The following is a 17,701-nucleotide window of genomic DNA, read 5'->3' on the forward strand; positions in this document are numbered from 1 at the left end:
CGGGTCCGGATTGTCCAGAGGCGTTACGAGCAGAATGGCCGTTACGGAAACAACAGGCGAGGGACCGATCGAAGTTCCGGTTCATACCGGGTTCTGGTCGCTCACGGTCGGCAGTATCGGCGTCGTGTTCGGCGACATCGGAACGTCGCCGCTTTACGCGTTCCGCGAGGCGGTACATGGCGCAACGCATGGCGCGCCGGTGACGCCCGTCATCGTGCTCGGCGTGCTCTCGCTGATCCTGTGGGCGCTGTTCATCGTCGTGACAGCGAAATACGTGCTGTTCCTGCTGCGCGCCGATAACAATGGCGAGGGTGGAACACTGTCGCTGATGGCGCTCGGCCAGCGTGCCTTGGGTCGGCGGAGCTTGCCGCTGATGGTACTGGGCGTGATCGGCGCCTCGATGTTCATCGGCGATTCCATGATCACTCCGGCGATCTCGGTGCTCTCGGCGGTGGAAGGCCTCAAGCTCAAGGCACCTGCGCTCGAACCTTATGTCGTGCCGGTCACGGTCGCGATTCTCGTCGTGTTGTTCTCGGTGCAGCGGATTGGCACCGCCAAGGTGGCCTCCGCCTTCGGTCCGGTGATGATCATCTGGTTCACGGCGCTCGCGCTGATGGGCGCCTCGCACATCTTCGATGATCCGACGGTGCTGAAGGCGATCAATCCGTACTATGCCGTGCAGTTCATGCTGACCCACGGGACCATCGGTCTGGTGACCCTGGGCGCAGTCTTCCTGGCCGTGACCGGCGGCGAGGCGCTCTATGCTGATCTTGGCCATTTCGGTCGCAGGCCAATTCAGTACGGCTGGTTCTTCTTCGTGTTGCCGGCGTTGATGATCAATTATTTCGGGCAGGGCGCGCTCGTGCTGTCGAACCCGGCCGCGATCGAAAATCCGTTCTATCGGATGGCACCGGAATCGATGCTGTTGCCGCTGATCGCGCTGGCGACGGCTGCCACCGTGATCGCGAGCCAGGCGGTGATCACCGGTGCCTATTCACTGGTGCGTCAGGCGGTGCAGCTTGGCCTGCTGCCGCGTTTCGAAGTGCGCTTCACCTCCGAGACCCATGCTGGCCAGATCTATTTGCCTCGGGTCAATCGTCTGCTGCTGATCGGCGTGCTGCTGCTGGTGCTGCTGTTCAAATCGTCGAGCGGTCTGGCCTCGGCCTATGGCATCGCGGTCTCCACCACCATGGTCGCCGATGGCATCATGGGCTTCGTGGTGATCTGGAAGCTATGGAACTGGAAGGCCGCGACTGCCGCTGCGATAATCGCGCCGCTGGTGTTCGTCGATCTGGCCTTCCTCAGTGCCAATCTCCTGAAACTGCTGGAAGGCGCCTGGGTGCCGCTGCTGTTCGGCGTGCTGATGGCCGGCATGATCTGGACCTGGCGCCGCGGCGCGGCGATCCTGATCACCAAGACGCGCCGTATCGAAGTGCCGCTGCGCGATCTCATCAAGAGTCTGGAAAAGCGCCCCCCGCATATCGTGAAGGGCACCGCGGTGTTTCTCACCAGCGATCCCGAATTCGTGCCGACGGCGCTGCTGCATAATCTGAAGCACAACAAGGTTCTGCACGAACACAATGTGATCCTGACCATCGAGACCGCGCAGACGCCGAAGGTCGATCTGGCCGAACGCGTTCGCATGGAGAATATCAGCGACAAATTCTCGATGGTGAAGCTGCGTTTCGGCTTCATGGAATCGCCGAACGTCCCCAAGGCGCTCGTCGTCGCACGTAAACTCGGCTGGCAGTTCGACATCATGGCGACGTCGTTCTTCGTGTCGCGGCGCTCACTGAAGCCATCGGCGCAATCGGGCATGCCGCTGTGGCAGGACCATCTGTTCATCGCGCTCAGCCGTTCGGCGAACGACGCCACCGACTATTTCCAGATCCCCACCGGGCGCGTGGTGGAGGTCGGTACTCAGGTGACGATCTAAGCATCTTTTGTCATGTCCGGTTCCCCGATTTGCGCTATAACGAGTGTGATCATCGGGGCCGGGAACGGCCTCGCTGCCCCGCTGTTCAGAGACCTGCGATTCAGAAGTCTTCGAGGCCGTTTCCATGACCATCGATAGCGCATCTCCCGCCGCGGCATCCCCGGCGGACCCTACCCATGGGCACTCGACGGCCAGCTTCGGCTCGCTCGTCATGGGCAGTATCGGTGTCGTCTATGGCGACATCGGCACCAGCCCGCTTTACGCGCTCCGTGAGGCGCTGGTCGCGGCCGGGGGCCACAAGGCGCCCGGCATCGACAATGAAGCAATCCTGGGCGTCCTCTCGCTGATCCTGTGGGCCCTGATCATCGTCGTGACGCTCAAATATGTCGTGCTGCTGCTGCGCGCCGACAATAACGGCGAGGGTGGCCCGCTGGCCCTGATGGCGCTGGCTCAGCGCGCGATCGGATCGAGCGGGCCGGTGGTGGTGATGCTCGGCATCATCGCCGCGGCGTTGTTCTATGGGGACGCGGTGATCACGCCGGCGCTGTCCGTGCTCTCGGCGATCGAGGGCGTCAAGCTCGTCACCACCGCCTTCGATCCCTATGTTGTACCGCTCACCATCGTGATCCTTGTGGCGCTTTTCGCCGTGCAATCGCGTGGCACTGCGAAGGTCGCGACGTTCTTCGGACCGATCATGTGCCTATGGTTCATCGTGATCGCGGTAGCGGCCATTCCGCAGATCGTGAAGCATCCTGAAGTGCTCGCGGCACTCAATCCAGTGCATGCGATCTACTTCATGTTTCATCACGGCATCATCGCCTTCGTGACGTTGGGCGCAGTGTTTCTCGCCGTGACCGGCGCCGAAGCGCTCTATGCCGATCTCGGCCATTTCGGCAAAAAGCCGATCCAGCTGGCCTGGCTGTTTCTCGTGCTGCCGTCACTGGCCATCAACTATTTCGGCCAGGCCGCGCTGGTGATGCATGATCCCACCGCGCTGGAAAATCCGTTCTATCTGATGTTTCCCGACTGGGCGCTGATCCCCATGGTGATCCTCGCGGCGACTGCCACCGTGATTGCAAGTCAGGCCGTGATCACCGGCGCCTATTCGCTGACCCAGCAGGCGATCCAGCTTGGCCTGCTGCCGCGTTTCGAAATCCGGCACACATCGGAGTCGCATTCCGGCCAGATCTACATTCCGCGCGTCAATATGCTGCTGTTCATCGCAGTGATCGTGCTTGTCGTGCTGTTCAAGTCATCGAGCTCGCTGGCCTCGGCCTATGGTATCTCGGTCACCGGCACCATGGTCGTCACTGCGATGATGGGCTTTGTGGTGATCTGGCGCGGCTGGAAGTGGTCGCCGATCGCGGCTGCGGCGCTGATCGTGCCGTTTCTGGTGATCGACGTCACGTTCCTCACCGCGAACCTCTTGAAGGTGTTCGACGGCGGCTGGGTGCCGCTGGTGATGGGCGGCGTGATCATTCTCATGATGTATACGTGGCGGCGCGGCAGCCGCCTGCTGTTCGAGAAGTCGCGCAAGCTGGAGTTTCCGCTGGCCGATCTCGTGGCCATGTTGGAGAAACGTCCGCCGCAGCGCGTGGCCGGCACGGCGGTATTTCTCACCAGCGATCCGCAGAGTGCGCCGACGGCGCTGATGCATAGTCTGAAACACTATAAAGTGCTTCACGAGAAGAATGTTATTCTCACCATCGAGACGGCGCCGACGCCGCGCATCGATCCCAGTGAGCGGGTGCGTATGGAAGAGATCAGCGCGACCTTCTCGAAAGTGACGCTGCGCTTCGGTTTCATGGAATCGCCGAATGTGCCGAAATCCCTGGCGATCGCGCGCAAGACCGGCTGGCAGTTCGACATCATGTCGACGTCGTTCTTCCTGTCGCGCAGGGCGCTGAAACCGGCCGCGCATTCCGGCATGCCACGCTGGCAGGACCATCTGTTCATCGCGCTCAGCCGCACTGCCAATGACGCGACCGACTATTTCCAGATCCCCACGGGGAGGGTGGTCGAGGTGGGTACGCAGGTGACTATCTAGGCCTGATCCCGAAAAGTGGGCTTGCGGTTTTCGGGCAAGATCAGGCCCGACAATAAGCTCTTCCGGCGCTTGATTTTCGCCGCGCGAGAGGCGACGTTGGCGCCCGAAAACAGGGGCGTTTCCGCCCCTTCGCATTCGCTCCGGACACCGGGGCGGCAGGAGGTTGTGGTGGCAGGCGAAGCTCATACCGTTCACGATTTGACGCCCGAGGAAGTGTCCAAGGGGATCACTGAAGGCAAGTATTTGCTGGTTGACGTGCGCGAACCCAACGAGGTCGCGGTCGAGGCCTATCCGGATGCCGTCGTGGTGCCGCTGTCGGGCTTCGATAGCGCCGATCTGCCCGATCCTGCGGGCAAGCAGATCGTCTTCGCATGTCGCTCCGGCAAGCGCTCGGTGACGGCCTCGCTGGCCGCGCAGGCCGATGGCTTTGCCTATGATAAGCACCTCGCCGGCGGGATTCTGGGATGGAAGGCTGCAGGCCTGCCGACCAAGGCTGGCTGATCCCTCTATGAACAAGATCTTCTCTGAGCTGCCCGTCACGGTGTTCGAGGCGATGTCGCAGCTTGCGCGCGATCACAACGCCATCAATCTCGGGCAGGGCTTTCCCGATCATCCCGGTCCCGACGATATCCGTCAGGCGGCCGCCGATGCGGTGCTGAACGGCTATAACCAGTATCCGTCGATGATGGGCATCCCGGAGCTGCGTCAGGCGATCGCCACGCATTACCAGCACTGGCACAAGCTCTCGCTCGATCCGATGACCGAGGTAATGGTGACCTCCGGCGGTACCGAGGCGCTGACCTCGTCGATCCTTGCGGTGGTGGAGCCCGGCGACGAAGTCGTGTGCTTCCAGCCGGTCTACGATTCTTATTTGCCGATCATCCGGCAGGCCGGCGGCATTCCGCGTCTGGTCAGCCTCAAGCCGCCGCACTGGCGCCTCACGGAGGAACACCTGCGCGCGGTCTTCAATCACAAGACCAAGGCCGTGCTGTTCAACAGCCCGCTCAATCCGGCTGCAGTGGTGTCGCCGCGCGAGGATCTCGAACTGCTGGCGAAGTTCTGTCAGGAATTCGATACGATCGCGATCTGTGACGAAGTCTGGGAACATGTGACCTTCGATGGTCACGAGCATATCCCGCTGATCACCATTCCCGGCATGCGCGATCGCACCATCAAGGTCGGCTCCGCCGGCAAGATCTTCTCGCTGACCGGCTGGAAGATCGGCTTCGTTTGCGCCGCGCCGCACCTGCTCCGCGTCTGCGCCAAGGTACATCAGTTCCTGACCTTCACGACCGCGCCGAACCTGCAGGTCGCTGTCGCCTACGGTCTCGGCAAGTCCGACGAGTACTTCAAGACCATGCGGGCCGACCTCGCGCGTAGCCGCGATCGCCTCGCCGCCGGTCTGGAGAGCATCGGCTTTCCCGTCATCAAGTCGCAGGGCACGTACTTCCTCACCGTCGATCTGTCGCCGCTGGGACTGAACGAGACCGACGAGGAATTCTGCCGGCGTCTCGTCTACGACTACAAGGTCGCGGCGATTCCGGTGTCGGCCTTCTATGAGCAGGACAAGGTGACCTCGGTGGTGCGTTTCTGTTTCGCCAAGAACGACGCAACGCTCGATACGGCGCTGGAGCGTCTGCACAACGCCGTTCATCGCCGCTAGGGGAAATTGATGCGCATGGGCAAGCAGGGGATCGCGTGGGTCGTCGGAGCGGCGCTGCTGTGGTCCTTGCCCGTGCAGGCGCAAGACCAGAAGCAAGAGCGCGTCGTCAACTTCTACAACTGGTCGAACTACATGGCGCCCGGCGTGCTGGAGGCGTTCACAAAGGAAACCGGCATCAAGGTCGTCTACGACACCTTCGATGCCAATGAGACGCTGGAGACGCGTCTCCTGGCTGGCAAATCCGGCTACGATGTCGTGGTGCCGACAGCTTATTTCCTGCAGCGGCAGATCACCGCAAAGGTGTTCCAGAAGCTCGACAGGGCGAAGCTGCCGAACCTCGCCAATGCCTGGCCAGAGGTGACAAAGCGCCTCGCGATCTACGATCCCGGCAATCAGTTTGCCGCGAACTACATGTGGGGCACCACCGGCATCGGCTACAACGTCAAGCAGGTCGCGAAAATCCTCGGGCCCGACGCGAAGATCGATAGCTGGGATATCGTCTTCAAGCCGGAGAACCTTGCGAAGTTCAAGGATTGCGGCGTCCATATGCTGGACTCCGCCGATGACATTCTGCCGGCGGCGTTGAATGCGTTGGGTCTCGATCCCAATTCCACCAAGCAGCCGGATCTCGAAAAGGCCGCCGATCTCGTCGGCAAGATCAGAGGCAATGTTCGCAAGTTTCACTCCTCGGAATATCTGAGCGCGCTAGCGACCGGCGAGATCTGTCTGGTGGTCGGCTGGTCCGGCGACATCATCCAGGCGCGTGCGCGGGCGGATGAAGCGAAGAACGGCGTCGAGATCGGTTATGCCGTGCCGAAGGAGGGCGCGCAGATGTTCTTCGATAATCTGGCAATCCCGGCCGATGCCAAGAACGTCAATGAAGCCTATGAGCTGATCAACTACCTCTACCGGCCGGATGTCGCGGCGAAGAATTCGGACTTCCTCGGCTATGCCAACGGCAATCTCGCCAGCCAGAAGCTGATCGATCCGAAGATCCTGAACGACAAAACGATCTATCCGGATGAGGCGATGCTTCAGAAGCTGTTCGTCATCACCGCACGCGATCCGGCGACGCAACGCGTGATCAACCGGCTGTGGACGAAGGTAAAGACGGGGCGCTGAGCGCTATCGCCAGCGCCGGTGCAGCCACAGCCACTGCTCGGGATATTCCCGGATCCAGCCTTCCAGCACGGACGTCACCGCCTGCATGGTGCCCTGAACGTCGACCTTGCCATTGGCATCGCGCACCGGTTTCACCTCTTCGGAGACTTCGATGCGGAAGCGATGATCGGGCAGGCGGATGATACGAACACCGTGGATCGGGCAATCGACCTGACGCAACAGCCGCGCCAGCATCGGATTGGCATTGGTCTTGCGGCCGAAGAAATCCACCGGGACGCCATTGGTGAACCATTGATCCACCAGCATGGCGACGTGCTTGCCCTCGTTCAGCGCGTGCGCGAGCTTGAGCGGTGCGTCATGGCTGGCCGGGATGAGATTGCCCATGTTGATCGCGCGCGTCTGATGAATGGCGCGGTCTGCGGCGGCGCTGTTCGGCCGGCGATAGAGCACGGCGGCGTCGAGGCCGTGGGCCACGGCGGCGAGCGCAGGAATTTCCCAATTGCCGAGATGGCTGGCGAAAATCAGTGCCGGTTTGCCGTCGTCGCGCAGTTGATCGAAAATCTCGCCGGTGCGCGCGGAGAATTCGACATTGCTCGGCTTGGTCGGATTGGCCGGGTCATAGTCCCAGATCTTGTCGAGATGGGCGAATTCCGCACCGATGCGCCCCATATTGTCCCAGACACCCGCGAGGATCTTCTCGATTTCTTCCGGTGATTTCTCGGGGAAGGCGGCGGTGAGATTGGCGCGGCCGATCTTGTCTTCGCGAAACAGCGGGCCGATGCGCTGAGTGATCTTGCCGAACCGGTTGGCGGTTTTGACCGGATCGAAATAGCGCGTGGTCCGCAGGATGCCGATCGTCAGTGCGCCGACAGCAGCGTCGCCTGCAGGCTTCAGGGCATCGCGAATGCGCGCCTTGGTGCGAAGCAGCAGGCGAAGCATCAGAAGTGAACGATGATCTTGCCGAACACCTGGCGGGTTTCCATCCGCTTCAGCGCGGTCTCGACATCGCTGATCGGCACTTCGGTATCGATCACCGGCAGCATGCCGTCAGCCATCTTGTCGAGGCTCTCGGCAATGTTCTTCATGGTGGCGCCGAACGATCCGAAGATGCGGTATTGCTGTTGGAACAGCTGCATCAGGTTGATCGTCGTGGTCGGGCCCGAGGTCGAACCGCAGGTGACCAGACGTCCGCCGCGCTTCATCACCAGCAGCGAACCATTGAAGGTGTCAGCGCCGACGTGTTCGAACACGACATCGACGCCCTTCTTCTTGGTGATCTTGCGGGTCTCGCCCTCGAAGCGATCCTTGCGATAGTTGATGACGTGGTCGGCGCCGAGGGCCTTCACACCCTCGATCTTGGAATCGTCGCCCACGGTGGTGATGACGGTGCAGCCGATCTTCTTGGCCATCATGATGGCCACGGTGCCGATGCCGGAACCGCCGGCATGGACCAGAATGGTTTCGCCGGGCTGCAGCTTGGCATTGTCGAACAGCATGTGCTGCACGGTAGAGAAGGCGATCGGGGCGCAGGCGGCGTCGCGGAAGCTGATGCCGTCAGGGACAGGGATCACCAGACGCGCCGGCATGTTCATCAGTTCGCGCGAGAAGCCGTCGATGTGGAAGCCATAGAGACCGCCGACATTTTCGCAGAAATTGTCGCGGCCTTCCTGACAGGCCTTGCAGTGCCCGCAGGTCAGCGCACCATACATCACGACCTTCTGGCCGGGCTTCACATGGGTGACGCCTTCACCGACCGCAGCGACTTCGCCCGAGGCTTCGGCGCCGATCGACAGCGGCAGCTTGCGCTTGGCGAAGGCCATGCCGCGGAAGCCCCAGACGTCGATATGGTTCAGGCCGACAGCCTTGACGCGGATCTGCACTTCGCCGGCACCAGGCGGCGGGGGCGGTGGCACGTCGACGACGACGAGCTCACGATCGGCAACAAGATTGAGCGCACGCATGAACCGCGTCTCCGGCAAGAAAGGTTGATTTCGGATGGCCTGCGTATCGCCGGTTCACGTCATGACGTCAACCGGCGAGGGGCGGCCAACGGGGCCGGGGAGCCTTAAACGGGCTCGCCGGTGAGGATCAGCGAGGCATTCTGGCCACCAAAGCCGAAGGAATTCGACATCACGGCCGTCACGCGTGCATCGCGGGCGGTATTGGGAACCACGTCGAACGGAATGGCCGGATCGGGAACATCGTAATTGATCGTCGGCGGGATCCGCTGGTGTTCCAGGGTGAGCAGCGAGAACACCGCCTCAACAGCGCCGGCGGCGGAGAGCGTGTGGCCGACCATGGACTTGTTCGACGAGACCGGAATTTCCTTGGCGCGCTCACCGAATACGCTGGAAATGCCGAGATACTCCATCTTGTCGTTTTCCGGCGTGCCGGTGCCGTGGGCGTTGATGTAGTCGATCTGGTCCGACGTCAGACCGGCATCCACCAGTGCGTTGTTCACGCAGCCGATGATCGGCTTGCCGTCCGGGCTGGAACGGGTGCGGTGGAACGAGTCCGCGAGTTCGCCGCAACCGGCGACAATGCCGAGGATCTTGGCGCCGCGCGCGGTGGCGGCTTCCAGGCTTTCCAGGACCAGCGCACCGGCGCCTTCGGCCATCACGAAACCATCGCGGTTCTTGGCGAAGGGACGGACAGCTTTCTGTGGCGGGTCGTTGTGGGTCGAGAGTGCCGATAGCAGCGAGAAACGGATCAGCGCTTCCGGGTTCACCGAGCCGTCGGTGGCCACGCACAGCGCCGCATCGGCTTCGCCGCGGCGGATCGCTTCGACGCCGAGCTGGATCGCAGTCGCGCCGGAGGCACACGCGGTGGACAGCGAGATCGGCGAGCCCTTGGTGCCGAACGTGTCCGCGAGATGGTCGGCAACCGAGCCGAACAGGAAGCGGCGGTGATACTGGACGAACTTGCCGCCGCCGGCGACGCGCAGCAGTGTGTCGTAATTGATATCGCTATTGGCGCCGGCGGCCTTGGCCAACACCTGGCGCTGCGGCCACTCGACTTCGACAGGCGCAACCGCGAGGAACAGCGGGCCCGGGAAGTCGCCCTTGCTGCCGATATTGGCCTGCGCGATGGCTTCCTCGGTGACGAGCTCGCCGAGCTTCTCGGAGAGGTCGGTGGAGGAAAACGGCTCGACCGGCACGAAATCGATCGTTCCTGCCATCGTCGTCTTCATGCCGTCGGTGGGAAAACGCGTGATGGTGCGAATGCCGGACTCGCCAGCGGTGAGCTTGGCCCAGTTGTCCTCTTTGCCGGCGCCGAGCGATGTCGCAACACCCATGCCCGTGACGACAACGATCGGTCGGCCGAATTTATCGCGCGTTGCAGTCATGCTCTCTCCGTCGGCCGCGTCGACCGCTTAACTTGAGCATGATCCCGAAAAGTGGATGCCGGTTTTCGGATAAGATCTTGCTCAAACATAAGAAAAATCTAGAGCCCAGATGGGTTCTAGATGGCTTCAACCAGCGCCATGCCTTCGCCGCGCCAGTGGCCGGCGCCGATCACCACAATCTGGGTGGGCTTGCCGGACTTTTCAATCTCGAGGCCGGTTGAATCGTTCGGCGGAAACATTGCGCCGCGCGAGATCGCCAACGCCGCAAGGCCGAGGCCAAGCGGGAATTGGGTTTCGAGCGTATGACCGAAGAGAGTGCCGGTGCCGCGGATGGCGACATCCGCATGATCCTTCAGGAAGGCGCGCTCTTCCGCTGTCACGGGTTCCGCACCGGTCGCGCCGGTGATGATCGCAGCGTCGCTCCTCGCGCCGAGCTTCGACCACAACCCCTGCAGCGAAGCGGTGACTTCGCCGGGAGTCTTGCGACGGGCATGATCGGCGACCACGCTCTTGAGACGTGCGAGAGGCTTGGCACCGCGCGCTTCTGCATGCGCCCTGGATTCAATGACGAGGAATGCGCCGGCAGAGCCGAGCGCAAAGCCGGAATTCTTCTCGCGCGCCCAGACGGTTTCGAACTTGTTCTTCAGGTTGAAGTCGTCGAATTCGTACAGCAGCAGCAGGTCCTTGCGCTCACCATTATGTGCGGCGCCGATCAGCGCGATGTCGCTCTGGCCGTCAGCGATGCGGGCCAGTGCGATGCGCGCGGCGTCCACGCCAGCCGCTTCCTCGCCCATGAAGGTGCGGGACGAACCGGTGACGCCGTGCACGATGGCGATATTGCCGGCGAGCAGGTTGGAGAGCTGCGCCAGAAACAGAGTCGGCCTGAGGTCGTTGAGCAGTTTTTCGTTGAGCAGGCCCGGTGTCGCAGCGCCATAGCCGTCCGAATTCAGGATGCCGGAATCGACGGCCAGGTCGCGCTCACCGCCACCGGCGGCAACGATCATGTCCATCCTCGACAGGATGTCCTTGTTGCCTTTGACGCCAGCTGAATCCAGCGCGAGGCCGGCGGCATAGGTGCCGATCCGCTGCCAGGCTTCCATCTGACGCTGATCGCCCTTCTTGGGGATCTGCGCGTCGTATGAGACCGGCGCGAGGGGGTGGACGATGTTCGGAGCGAAGCCGGTTTCATCGACATTGATGCGCTTGTTGTTCAACGCATCCCAATGCGCGTCAGGGCCTTCGCCCAATGACGTTGCGAGGCCAATGCCGGTGATCCACGCTTCCACCGGCTCGGATGTCATCGGTCGGGTTTCAGCCATTGGTGATTGCCTGTAGGGGAAATCCGATGCGCTCGGCCACGATGTCCATGTGCCCGCGCAGATCCGGATGGGGGAACGGGACGGTCTTGAAGGTGAGCTGCGCGTTGCAGGTCAGCTTGCCGTCGACCTTGATCTTGACAGTGGTCATGTAGAAGCCGTCGCCCTCGTGCAGCACGCTGGCGGTGATGTCCAGCTTCGTGCCGGGCGTGATGAAGGTACGCATCTTGGCTTCCTTCACTGCGGCGAGGAAGGGCATACGCTCGAACTTCATCAGCGCGATCAGCAGCCAGCCCGAAGTCTGCGCCATCGACTCGATCAGCAGCACGCCGGGCATCAGCGGGTAGCCCGGGAAGTGGCCCTCGAAGATGGTACTGGTCTCGGGGACGTTGGCTTCGACCGTGATCGTCCGTTCGCCGACATTGAGGTCGGTGATGCGGTCGATCAGGTGAAAATATTCGAGGTTCATGGCGGGGCGTTACGCGCCCTTGGCCGCGACCAATTCGTCGATGCGCGCGCTGAGGTTCTTCAGGACGAAATACTGCTCGGTGGTCGCCTTGCCGTCATTGACCTCCTGGGTCCATTTTTCGAGCGGCAGCTTGATCCCGAACGCCTTGTCGATCGCGAAAGCGATATCCAGGAAGTCGAGGCTGTCGATCCCCAGATCGTCGATGGCGTGGCTTTCCGGTGTGATCGTGTCGCGGGGAATGTCGCAAGTCTCGGCGATGATTGTGGCGACCTGATCGAATGTGGAGGACATTACTAAGCCTTTGATATATTGAAGATAATGTTCGATCGGCGCGCGCAAAGACAGGGCTTCGCCCCGGGGCAGTCCCGGTCCGCCGTATAGAGTCGATTGCCCGTATATCGGAGCGGGGGCGGCAGTTCAATGCAGTTGAGCGCCCGCTCACCAGCCCCTGTGGGCTGTGGAAAGAGGGGCTGGCGCGCCTCAGCCGTGCGGCGCAACAATATGGGCGCAGTCGCGGCGGCCCATCAACACGCAATCCTGGGTTTTGCGGAGATCCGCGATGCTAACCGCGAGCCAGATCCCGACACCCACCAGGATCACCGTAAAGCCGAAGGCTGCGCTATTGGCCAGCATCCGGTGGCGGAAGTCGTCGGGGTCGTCCTGTGCCTGTTGATAGCGGGACAGGTCGCTGGCGCCGGTGGTTTGGCGGCGGCGCGGTTGGTCGGCAGGAGCGGTGGGATGGTGTGGCAGCGTAGCCGAGGTGCGGGGCACGAAGCGAAGCACGCGGTGCTCGTCATCTTCTCTGATAATCGGCTGCTGGGTCTTCATGGTCGTGGGTCTGCGCATGCAATGTCGCAGTGTACCACGAGGCGGCTGCTTCGCGCAGATAAAGTCCGCATGGCACGGATGCGGCAATCGTCAGAAATGACGTGGAACTGATCCGCCTCGGCGCGGCGGCCATGCCATACTTCGCTCCGATGAAACGTCGGATAGATGGGAGGCCACATGCCGAACACACGCGAACCGTTGCTGCATCCGGTCCCGATCCTGTCGCTGCGGCCAACGCAGATGACGGTGGGCATGCGCGAGGTGAAGGAGAAGCGCAAACGCTGGCGCGCCCATAAGTCCAAGCGCAAACAGGCCGAACTGCTCGGCCAGCACATGATCCCCGTGGTGCTGGGGCCGGATCAGCGTCACTACGTGGTCGATCACCATCATCTCGCACGTGCGTTGCATGACGAAGGCGTGAAGGATGTGCTCGTCACCGTGATCGCGGATCTTACGATGGTCGATATGAAAGCCTTCTGGGGCGTGCTCGATCACCGCCGCTGGGCCTATCCCTATGACGCCAAGGGCGAGCGCCGACAGTTCAAGGATATTCCGAAATCGGTGACGGGCCTGAAGGACGATCCGTTCCGCAGTCTGGCCGGCGAAATTCGCCGCGCCGGCGGCTATGCCAAGGACACCACGCCGTTCAGCGAATTCCTGTGGGCGGACCTGTTTCGCAGCCGGCTCTCCACCAAGGAGATCGATGCAGATTTCGCCAAGGCATTGGAGAAAGCGCTGGCGATCGCCAAAAGCAAGGATGCGATCTATTTGCCCGGCTGGTGCGGACCGGCGTCCGACGACTGAGGCGCATCCATCGGGATCGCAGCGGGGTCGCCTTTGCCGCCGAGCACGCGATGCAGGGCGCGTTCGATCCTTCCGCCGAGCAGCAGCACGAGGAAGGCGATCACCACCGAGACGGTGACGATGCGCCAGTGACCGGCGCCGCACATGATGCCGACACAGGCGGTCAGCCAGACGCAGGCGGCGCTGGTCAGGCCGCGGACACGGAAATGCCGCTCGGCATGAAAGATCACGCCGGCACCGAGAAAGCCGACGCCGGTGAGTATGCCCTGAATGACCCGGCTCCCGGCATCCGTGAAGCCGCCTTTGCCGAGCGGATCGGCCAGCACCACGATCATCGCGGTGGCCAGGCTGACGAGCCCCAGCGTGCGTACGCCGACGGGCTTGCCGTGCAGATCGCGGTTGAGGCCGATGGCTCCGCCAACCAGGGCGGCGATGCCGAGACGTAGGATGATGTCCGACCAGTCGAGCAATGCGAGATCCTTCTAAACCCCGTGCCGTTACTTTGGCAGCCGGCCCATCATATAGAATTCGTCATTCGGCTTCATGTTGGTGACATTGGCCATCCGGTTCGACAGCGCGAAGAAGGCCGAGATCGCGGTGATGTCCCAGATATCGTCGTCGCTGAAGCCGTGGCCGGAGACCTCGGCGAAATCCTGCTCGCCGATGGTCTCGGCGGACCGGCTCACTTTCATGGCGAAATCCAGCATCGCACGCTGCTTCGGCGTGATGTCGGCCTTGCGGTAGTTGACGGCGATCTGGTCGGCGATGGTCGGGTTCTTGGCGCGAATGCGCAGGATCGCACCATGCGCGATGACGCAATAATGGCACTGGTTGGCGGCTGACGTCGCGACCACGATCATCTCGCGCTCGGCCTTGGTCAACCCGCTGTCCTTTTCCATCAGCGCGTCGTGATAGGCGAAGAACGCGCGGAATTCGTCGGGGCGATAGGCCAGCGACAGGAACACGTTCGGCACGAAGCCGGACTTTTCCTGCACGCCCATAATGCGCGTGCGGATGTCCTCGGGCAACTTGTCGAGGGCGGGTGTCGGAAAGCGTTGCGCAATCGGCTGGGTCATCTGGCATTCCCGTGAACGTTTCTGTTTCACGAGACCATAGGCGATCACACCGTCACCGCAAAGCGCTTGCGGCAATGCATGCCGATGCGATTAGCGCAGCGGCTTCTTGAGCAGCGAGAAGCGATCCGGATCGAGGCCGAGCGAGGGTTGCAGCATTGGGGCTTCGACGCTGCGGCTCGGCGTCGCCAGGGGCCGTTCGATGAAGCCGGGATCGTTCGGTACCTCCCGATGCGAGGTGGCGCCGCGCCAGCGCTCCAGCACCGCGCTGACGAACTGCATGTCGTGACCGGCGGCGACCGAGGGCACTGTCGCGATGGTGGCTTCGGAGCGCGGCAGCTGGTGCGGCGGCACTTCCTTGAAACGCAGGCGGGTCGGTAATGCGACGCCTTCACCGAAGGCAAGGACTTCGCGCGTGCCGAGTGACGGCACGAAGGAGAGCAGGTTGGCAGCGGCATCCGACACCGCGGAGCGCAGCAGGGCCTGGTCGCGCTCGTTGGCGAGGCGCATGGCGAACAGTGTGTTGCACTGGGAAATGATCGTGGCGTCGAGTTCTGCCGGACGCTGCGTCACGAGGCCGAGATAGACGCCGTATTTGCGGCCTTCCTTGGCGATGCGCGACACTGCCTTGCGGGTCGGGCCAAAGCCGATATTGCGGTCGGCGGAGGCGTAGCGATGCGCTTCCTCGCAGACGAACAGCAGTGGCGAGGCGCCGTCACTCCACAGGCCGAAATCGAATGCCATCCGGCACAGCACCGACACCACGCTATCGACGACTTCCGCGGGGAAGCCGGCGAGCTGCATGATGGTCATCGGCTTGCCGTTGGCGGGCAGGCGGAACAGATGGCTGATCACTTCCGCCATGGTGTCGCCGCCGACATTGGCGTTGTCGAACATGAAGGCGTAGCGCGGATCGTTCTTCACCGCTTCGATGCGCGAGATCAGCTTGTGATACTGGATGCGCGACGAGCGGTTCTCGAGCTTGCCCATGCGCTCGTCGATCAGCGAGATCAAATCGACCAGGCGATAAGGCACCGGCGTATCGACGGTGTAGCCGATGGTCTTGGGATCGATGCGCTTGAGGCCAATGCGGTCGGCGTTCTGGTATTGCGTGTAGACGCCCTTGGCGATCGGGATGACTTCCGAGAGGATTTCGAGCTCTTCGGGCACGCCGGGGCGGCCGGCGAACAGCACGTCGACGATTTCCTCGAAATTGAACAGCCAGAACGGCAGTTTCAGATTGCGCGGGTTCAGCACCAGCGACTTATCGCCGAAGCAGCGGCCATATTCGTTATGCACGTCGAGCAGGAAAATGCGCAGATGCGGGCGCGACTTCAGGATTTCATTGAGCAGCAGCGACACGCCGGTGGATTTACCGACACCGGTGGAGCCGAGCACCGCGAAGTGCTTGCTCAGCATTTCCTCGACGTCGACATAAGCGGCGACCGACTTGTCCTGCTGCAGCGTGCCCACGTTGATCTGCTCGGAGCCGGACGGCGCATAGACCGTGCGCAGATCGTGATTGCTGATCAGATCGACGATGTCGTCGATGGTGGGATAGTTGGTGACGCCGCGCTGGAATTTGGCCTTGTCTCCGTGCCCCATGATCTCGCCGAGCAGATCGACCGAGGCACTCGCGATATACATGTCCGATGCATGCATGTTCTCGGCGGACACTTCCGTGATCATGGCAATGATGGTCGAGGAGGCGCAACGGATGCTGACGAAGCGGCCGACGGTGCCGCGCATCTCCGAAGGCGTCATCGGGTTCACGGCAAGCAAGCCGACCCGGGCCAGCGAGCCGCGAACTGAGATAATGCGCCCGAACGACGCCGCTGCGTTTAAACTGGTCATTGATGAATTCGCGTCTCACGCCCCGGTTGGGCCGACTATGCAGGTCAGGGACTGGACAAATTGTTAAGGCGCGTCCGCAGGCTATCGGTGGGCTCTGCTCGTCAAACTTGCATTGCGGAATTAGCTCCGCACTGGAACGCGGAAACTCCGGCACTGGATACCTTGTTGCTCGCGGCTGGCGATCTGACTTTACGCGGTTTTAACCAGCCCGCGAGGTCGGCATAGGCTGGCGTCCTGACCTTGCATGGGTCGTCGTCGCCGCGTTATCTCAGCGCGGTCGCCTTCGGCCGTGCACGGACCTCTCATGCGCATCGATTTTCCCGGCCTGCAGGCGTTTCTGAGTATCGCAGAGCGGGGCAGCTTTTCGCGCGCGGCCGCGCACCTCAATCTGTCGCAGACGGCGCTGAGCCACCGGATCAAGAAACTGGAAGAGGATCTCGGCTTTCAGCTGCTGGCCCGCACCACGCGGCAGGTGGCACTGACCCCGGCCGGGCTGGAACTGCTGCCGACCGCACGGCGGATGATCGGGGAACTCTCAGACTCCATCGATTTGCTTAGGGCGCGAGGCCGCAAGCGGCAGGAACACATCGCACTCGGCTGCCTGCCGACCATCGCCGCCTATCACCTGCCGCGGGTGCTGAAGCAGTTCAATGCGGTGCATCCGGGAATTTCGATCAAGATCCACGACAATTCAGCCAGTGAGATCGCCACGCTGGTGCAGTCCGGCCAGGCAGAGTTCGGCATCACGATCACTGCGACCAATATATGGGATCTGGCTGTCACCCCGCTGATCAAGGAGCGCTTCGTCCTGTTGTGCACGAAGGATCATGCCTTTGCGCAGCGCAAGTTCGTGGCCTGGTCGCATCTCGAGGATATGCCGCTGATCCGTATCAGTCCGCAGGCCGGCAACAGGGCCCTGATCGACGACGCGCTTGGCCATCGCCGTGATAAGCTGAACTGGCGCTATGAGGTGCAGCATCTGCAGACGGCGGTAGGTATGGTGTTCGAGAAGCTCGGCATCGCCGTGGTGCCCAGCATCGCGGTGGCGACGCAGGGAACTGCCGGACTTGTCGCTGTGCCGCTGCGTAATCCCAGTGTCAGCCGGACGGTCGGGATTATCGTCAAGCGCGGACAGCCGGTGAGCAAGCCGGCGCAGGCGCTGATCGATCTGACCCGGAAATACTTCCAGGCTGCGGGATAATCCGCTCGGCAGGATATATGCAGGAAACTGCACGATTATCCC

Annotated in this window: 17 protein-coding genes; 7 read left to right on the forward strand and 10 right to left on the reverse strand. The window is 62.2% G+C overall.

Features of this window, described 5'->3' with window-relative positions; all coding sequences use genetic code 11:
* Positions 1 to 34: 34 nt before the first annotated feature.
* From CHC01_RS25550 to CHC01_RS25570, 5 genes are all read left to right on the forward strand, one after another.
* A complete protein-coding gene (locus CHC01_RS25550) occupies positions 35 to 1,936 on the forward strand; it encodes a potassium transporter Kup (RefSeq protein WP_089267162.1) in 1,902 nt (633 codons plus the stop codon).
* 124 nt (positions 1,937 to 2,060) lie between these two features.
* The gene (locus CHC01_RS25555; RefSeq protein WP_089267163.1) at positions 2,061 to 3,983 is read left to right on the forward strand and encodes a potassium transporter Kup; all 1,923 of its coding nucleotides are present in this window, start codon (positions 2,061 to 2,063) and stop codon (positions 3,981 to 3,983) included.
* A 168-nt stretch (positions 3,984 to 4,151) separates the two neighbouring features.
* Complete coding sequence (locus CHC01_RS25560) at positions 4,152 to 4,484, forward strand: rhodanese-like domain-containing protein (protein ID WP_089267322.1); 333 nt, start codon at positions 4,152 to 4,154, stop codon at positions 4,482 to 4,484.
* 7 nt (positions 4,485 to 4,491) lie between these two features.
* Complete coding sequence (locus tag CHC01_RS25565; RefSeq protein ID WP_089267164.1) at positions 4,492 to 5,646, forward strand: aminotransferase; 1,155 nt, start codon at positions 4,492 to 4,494, stop codon at positions 5,644 to 5,646.
* A 9-nt stretch (positions 5,647 to 5,655) separates the two neighbouring features.
* Positions 5,656 to 6,768, forward strand: a complete 1,113-nt coding sequence (locus CHC01_RS25570; protein WP_176454709.1) for a polyamine ABC transporter substrate-binding protein — start codon at positions 5,656 to 5,658, stop codon at positions 6,766 to 6,768.
* A gap of 3 nt (positions 6,769 to 6,771) precedes the next feature.
* On the opposite strand, the gene CHC01_RS25575 is transcribed toward CHC01_RS25570, so the two are convergent.
* The 7 genes from CHC01_RS25575 to CHC01_RS25605 form a co-directional block, all read right to left on the reverse strand.
* On the reverse strand, positions 6,772 to 7,707 hold the full coding sequence (locus tag CHC01_RS25575) for a lipid A biosynthesis lauroyl acyltransferase (RefSeq protein WP_089267165.1): 936 nt from the start codon (positions 7,705 to 7,707) through the stop codon (positions 6,772 to 6,774).
* On the reverse strand, positions 7,707 to 8,729 hold the full coding sequence (locus CHC01_RS25580; protein ID WP_089267166.1) for a zinc-binding dehydrogenase: 1,023 nt from the start codon (positions 8,727 to 8,729) through the stop codon (positions 7,707 to 7,709). The genes CHC01_RS25575 and CHC01_RS25580 overlap by 1 nt, the downstream gene beginning before the upstream one ends.
* A gap of 104 nt (positions 8,730 to 8,833) precedes the next feature.
* Positions 8,834 to 10,114: a beta-ketoacyl-ACP synthase gene (locus CHC01_RS25585; protein WP_089267167.1), complete on the reverse strand. Its 1,281-nt coding sequence runs from the start codon at positions 10,112 to 10,114 to the stop codon at positions 8,834 to 8,836.
* Positions 10,115 to 10,230: 116 nt separating this feature from the next.
* On the reverse strand, positions 10,231 to 11,433 hold the full coding sequence (locus CHC01_RS25590) for a beta-ketoacyl-ACP synthase (RefSeq protein WP_089267168.1): 1,203 nt from the start codon (positions 11,431 to 11,433) through the stop codon (positions 10,231 to 10,233).
* Positions 11,426 to 11,899: a 3-hydroxyacyl-ACP dehydratase FabZ family protein gene (locus CHC01_RS25595; RefSeq protein WP_089267169.1), complete on the reverse strand. Its 474-nt coding sequence runs from the start codon at positions 11,897 to 11,899 to the stop codon at positions 11,426 to 11,428. Before CHC01_RS25595 ends, CHC01_RS25590 begins: the two co-directional genes overlap by 8 nt.
* Positions 11,900 to 11,908: 9 nt before the next feature.
* A complete protein-coding gene (locus tag CHC01_RS25600) occupies positions 11,909 to 12,190 on the reverse strand; it encodes an acyl carrier protein (RefSeq protein ID WP_002711294.1) in 282 nt (93 codons plus the stop codon).
* 189 nt (positions 12,191 to 12,379) lie between these two features.
* A complete protein-coding gene (locus CHC01_RS25605; RefSeq protein WP_089267170.1) occupies positions 12,380 to 12,727 on the reverse strand; it encodes a hypothetical protein in 348 nt (115 codons plus the stop codon).
* Positions 12,728 to 12,904: 177 nt separating this feature from the next.
* On the opposite strand from CHC01_RS25605, the gene CHC01_RS25610 reads away from it, so the two are divergent.
* Positions 12,905 to 13,531: a ParB-like protein gene (locus CHC01_RS25610; RefSeq protein WP_089267171.1), complete on the forward strand. Its 627-nt coding sequence runs from the start codon at positions 12,905 to 12,907 to the stop codon at positions 13,529 to 13,531.
* Here the strand turns inward: CHC01_RS25610 and CHC01_RS25615 are convergent.
* The 3 genes from CHC01_RS25615 to CHC01_RS25625 all read right to left on the reverse strand — a co-directional run bounded on the left by CHC01_RS25615 (position 13,492) and on the right by CHC01_RS25625 (position 16,458).
* Positions 13,492 to 14,001: an MgtC/SapB family protein gene (locus CHC01_RS25615; protein ID WP_089267172.1), complete on the reverse strand. Its 510-nt coding sequence runs from the start codon at positions 13,999 to 14,001 to the stop codon at positions 13,492 to 13,494. The genes CHC01_RS25610 and CHC01_RS25615 overlap by 40 nt on opposite strands.
* Positions 14,002 to 14,028: 27 nt before the next feature.
* Positions 14,029 to 14,607 carry a peroxidase-related enzyme gene (locus CHC01_RS25620; RefSeq protein ID WP_089267324.1) on the reverse strand — a complete coding sequence of 193 codons (579 nt, stop codon included), beginning with the start codon at positions 14,605 to 14,607 and terminating at the stop codon, positions 14,029 to 14,031.
* A gap of 90 nt (positions 14,608 to 14,697) precedes the next feature.
* On the reverse strand, positions 14,698 to 16,458 hold the full coding sequence (locus CHC01_RS25625) for an ATP-binding protein (protein ID WP_089267173.1): 1,761 nt from the start codon (positions 16,456 to 16,458) through the stop codon (positions 14,698 to 14,700).
* A gap of 304 nt (positions 16,459 to 16,762) precedes the next feature.
* Between CHC01_RS25625 and CHC01_RS25630 the strand changes: the two genes are divergently transcribed.
* The gene (locus CHC01_RS25630) at positions 16,763 to 17,659 is read left to right on the forward strand and encodes a LysR family transcriptional regulator (protein ID WP_068730595.1); all 897 of its coding nucleotides are present in this window, start codon (positions 16,763 to 16,765) and stop codon (positions 17,657 to 17,659) included.
* The last annotated feature ends 42 nt before the right edge of the window (positions 17,660 to 17,701 follow it).

Source organism: Tardiphaga sp. OK246, assembly GCF_900188215.1.
GTDB lineage: Bacteria > Pseudomonadota > Alphaproteobacteria > Rhizobiales > Xanthobacteraceae > Tardiphaga > Tardiphaga robiniae.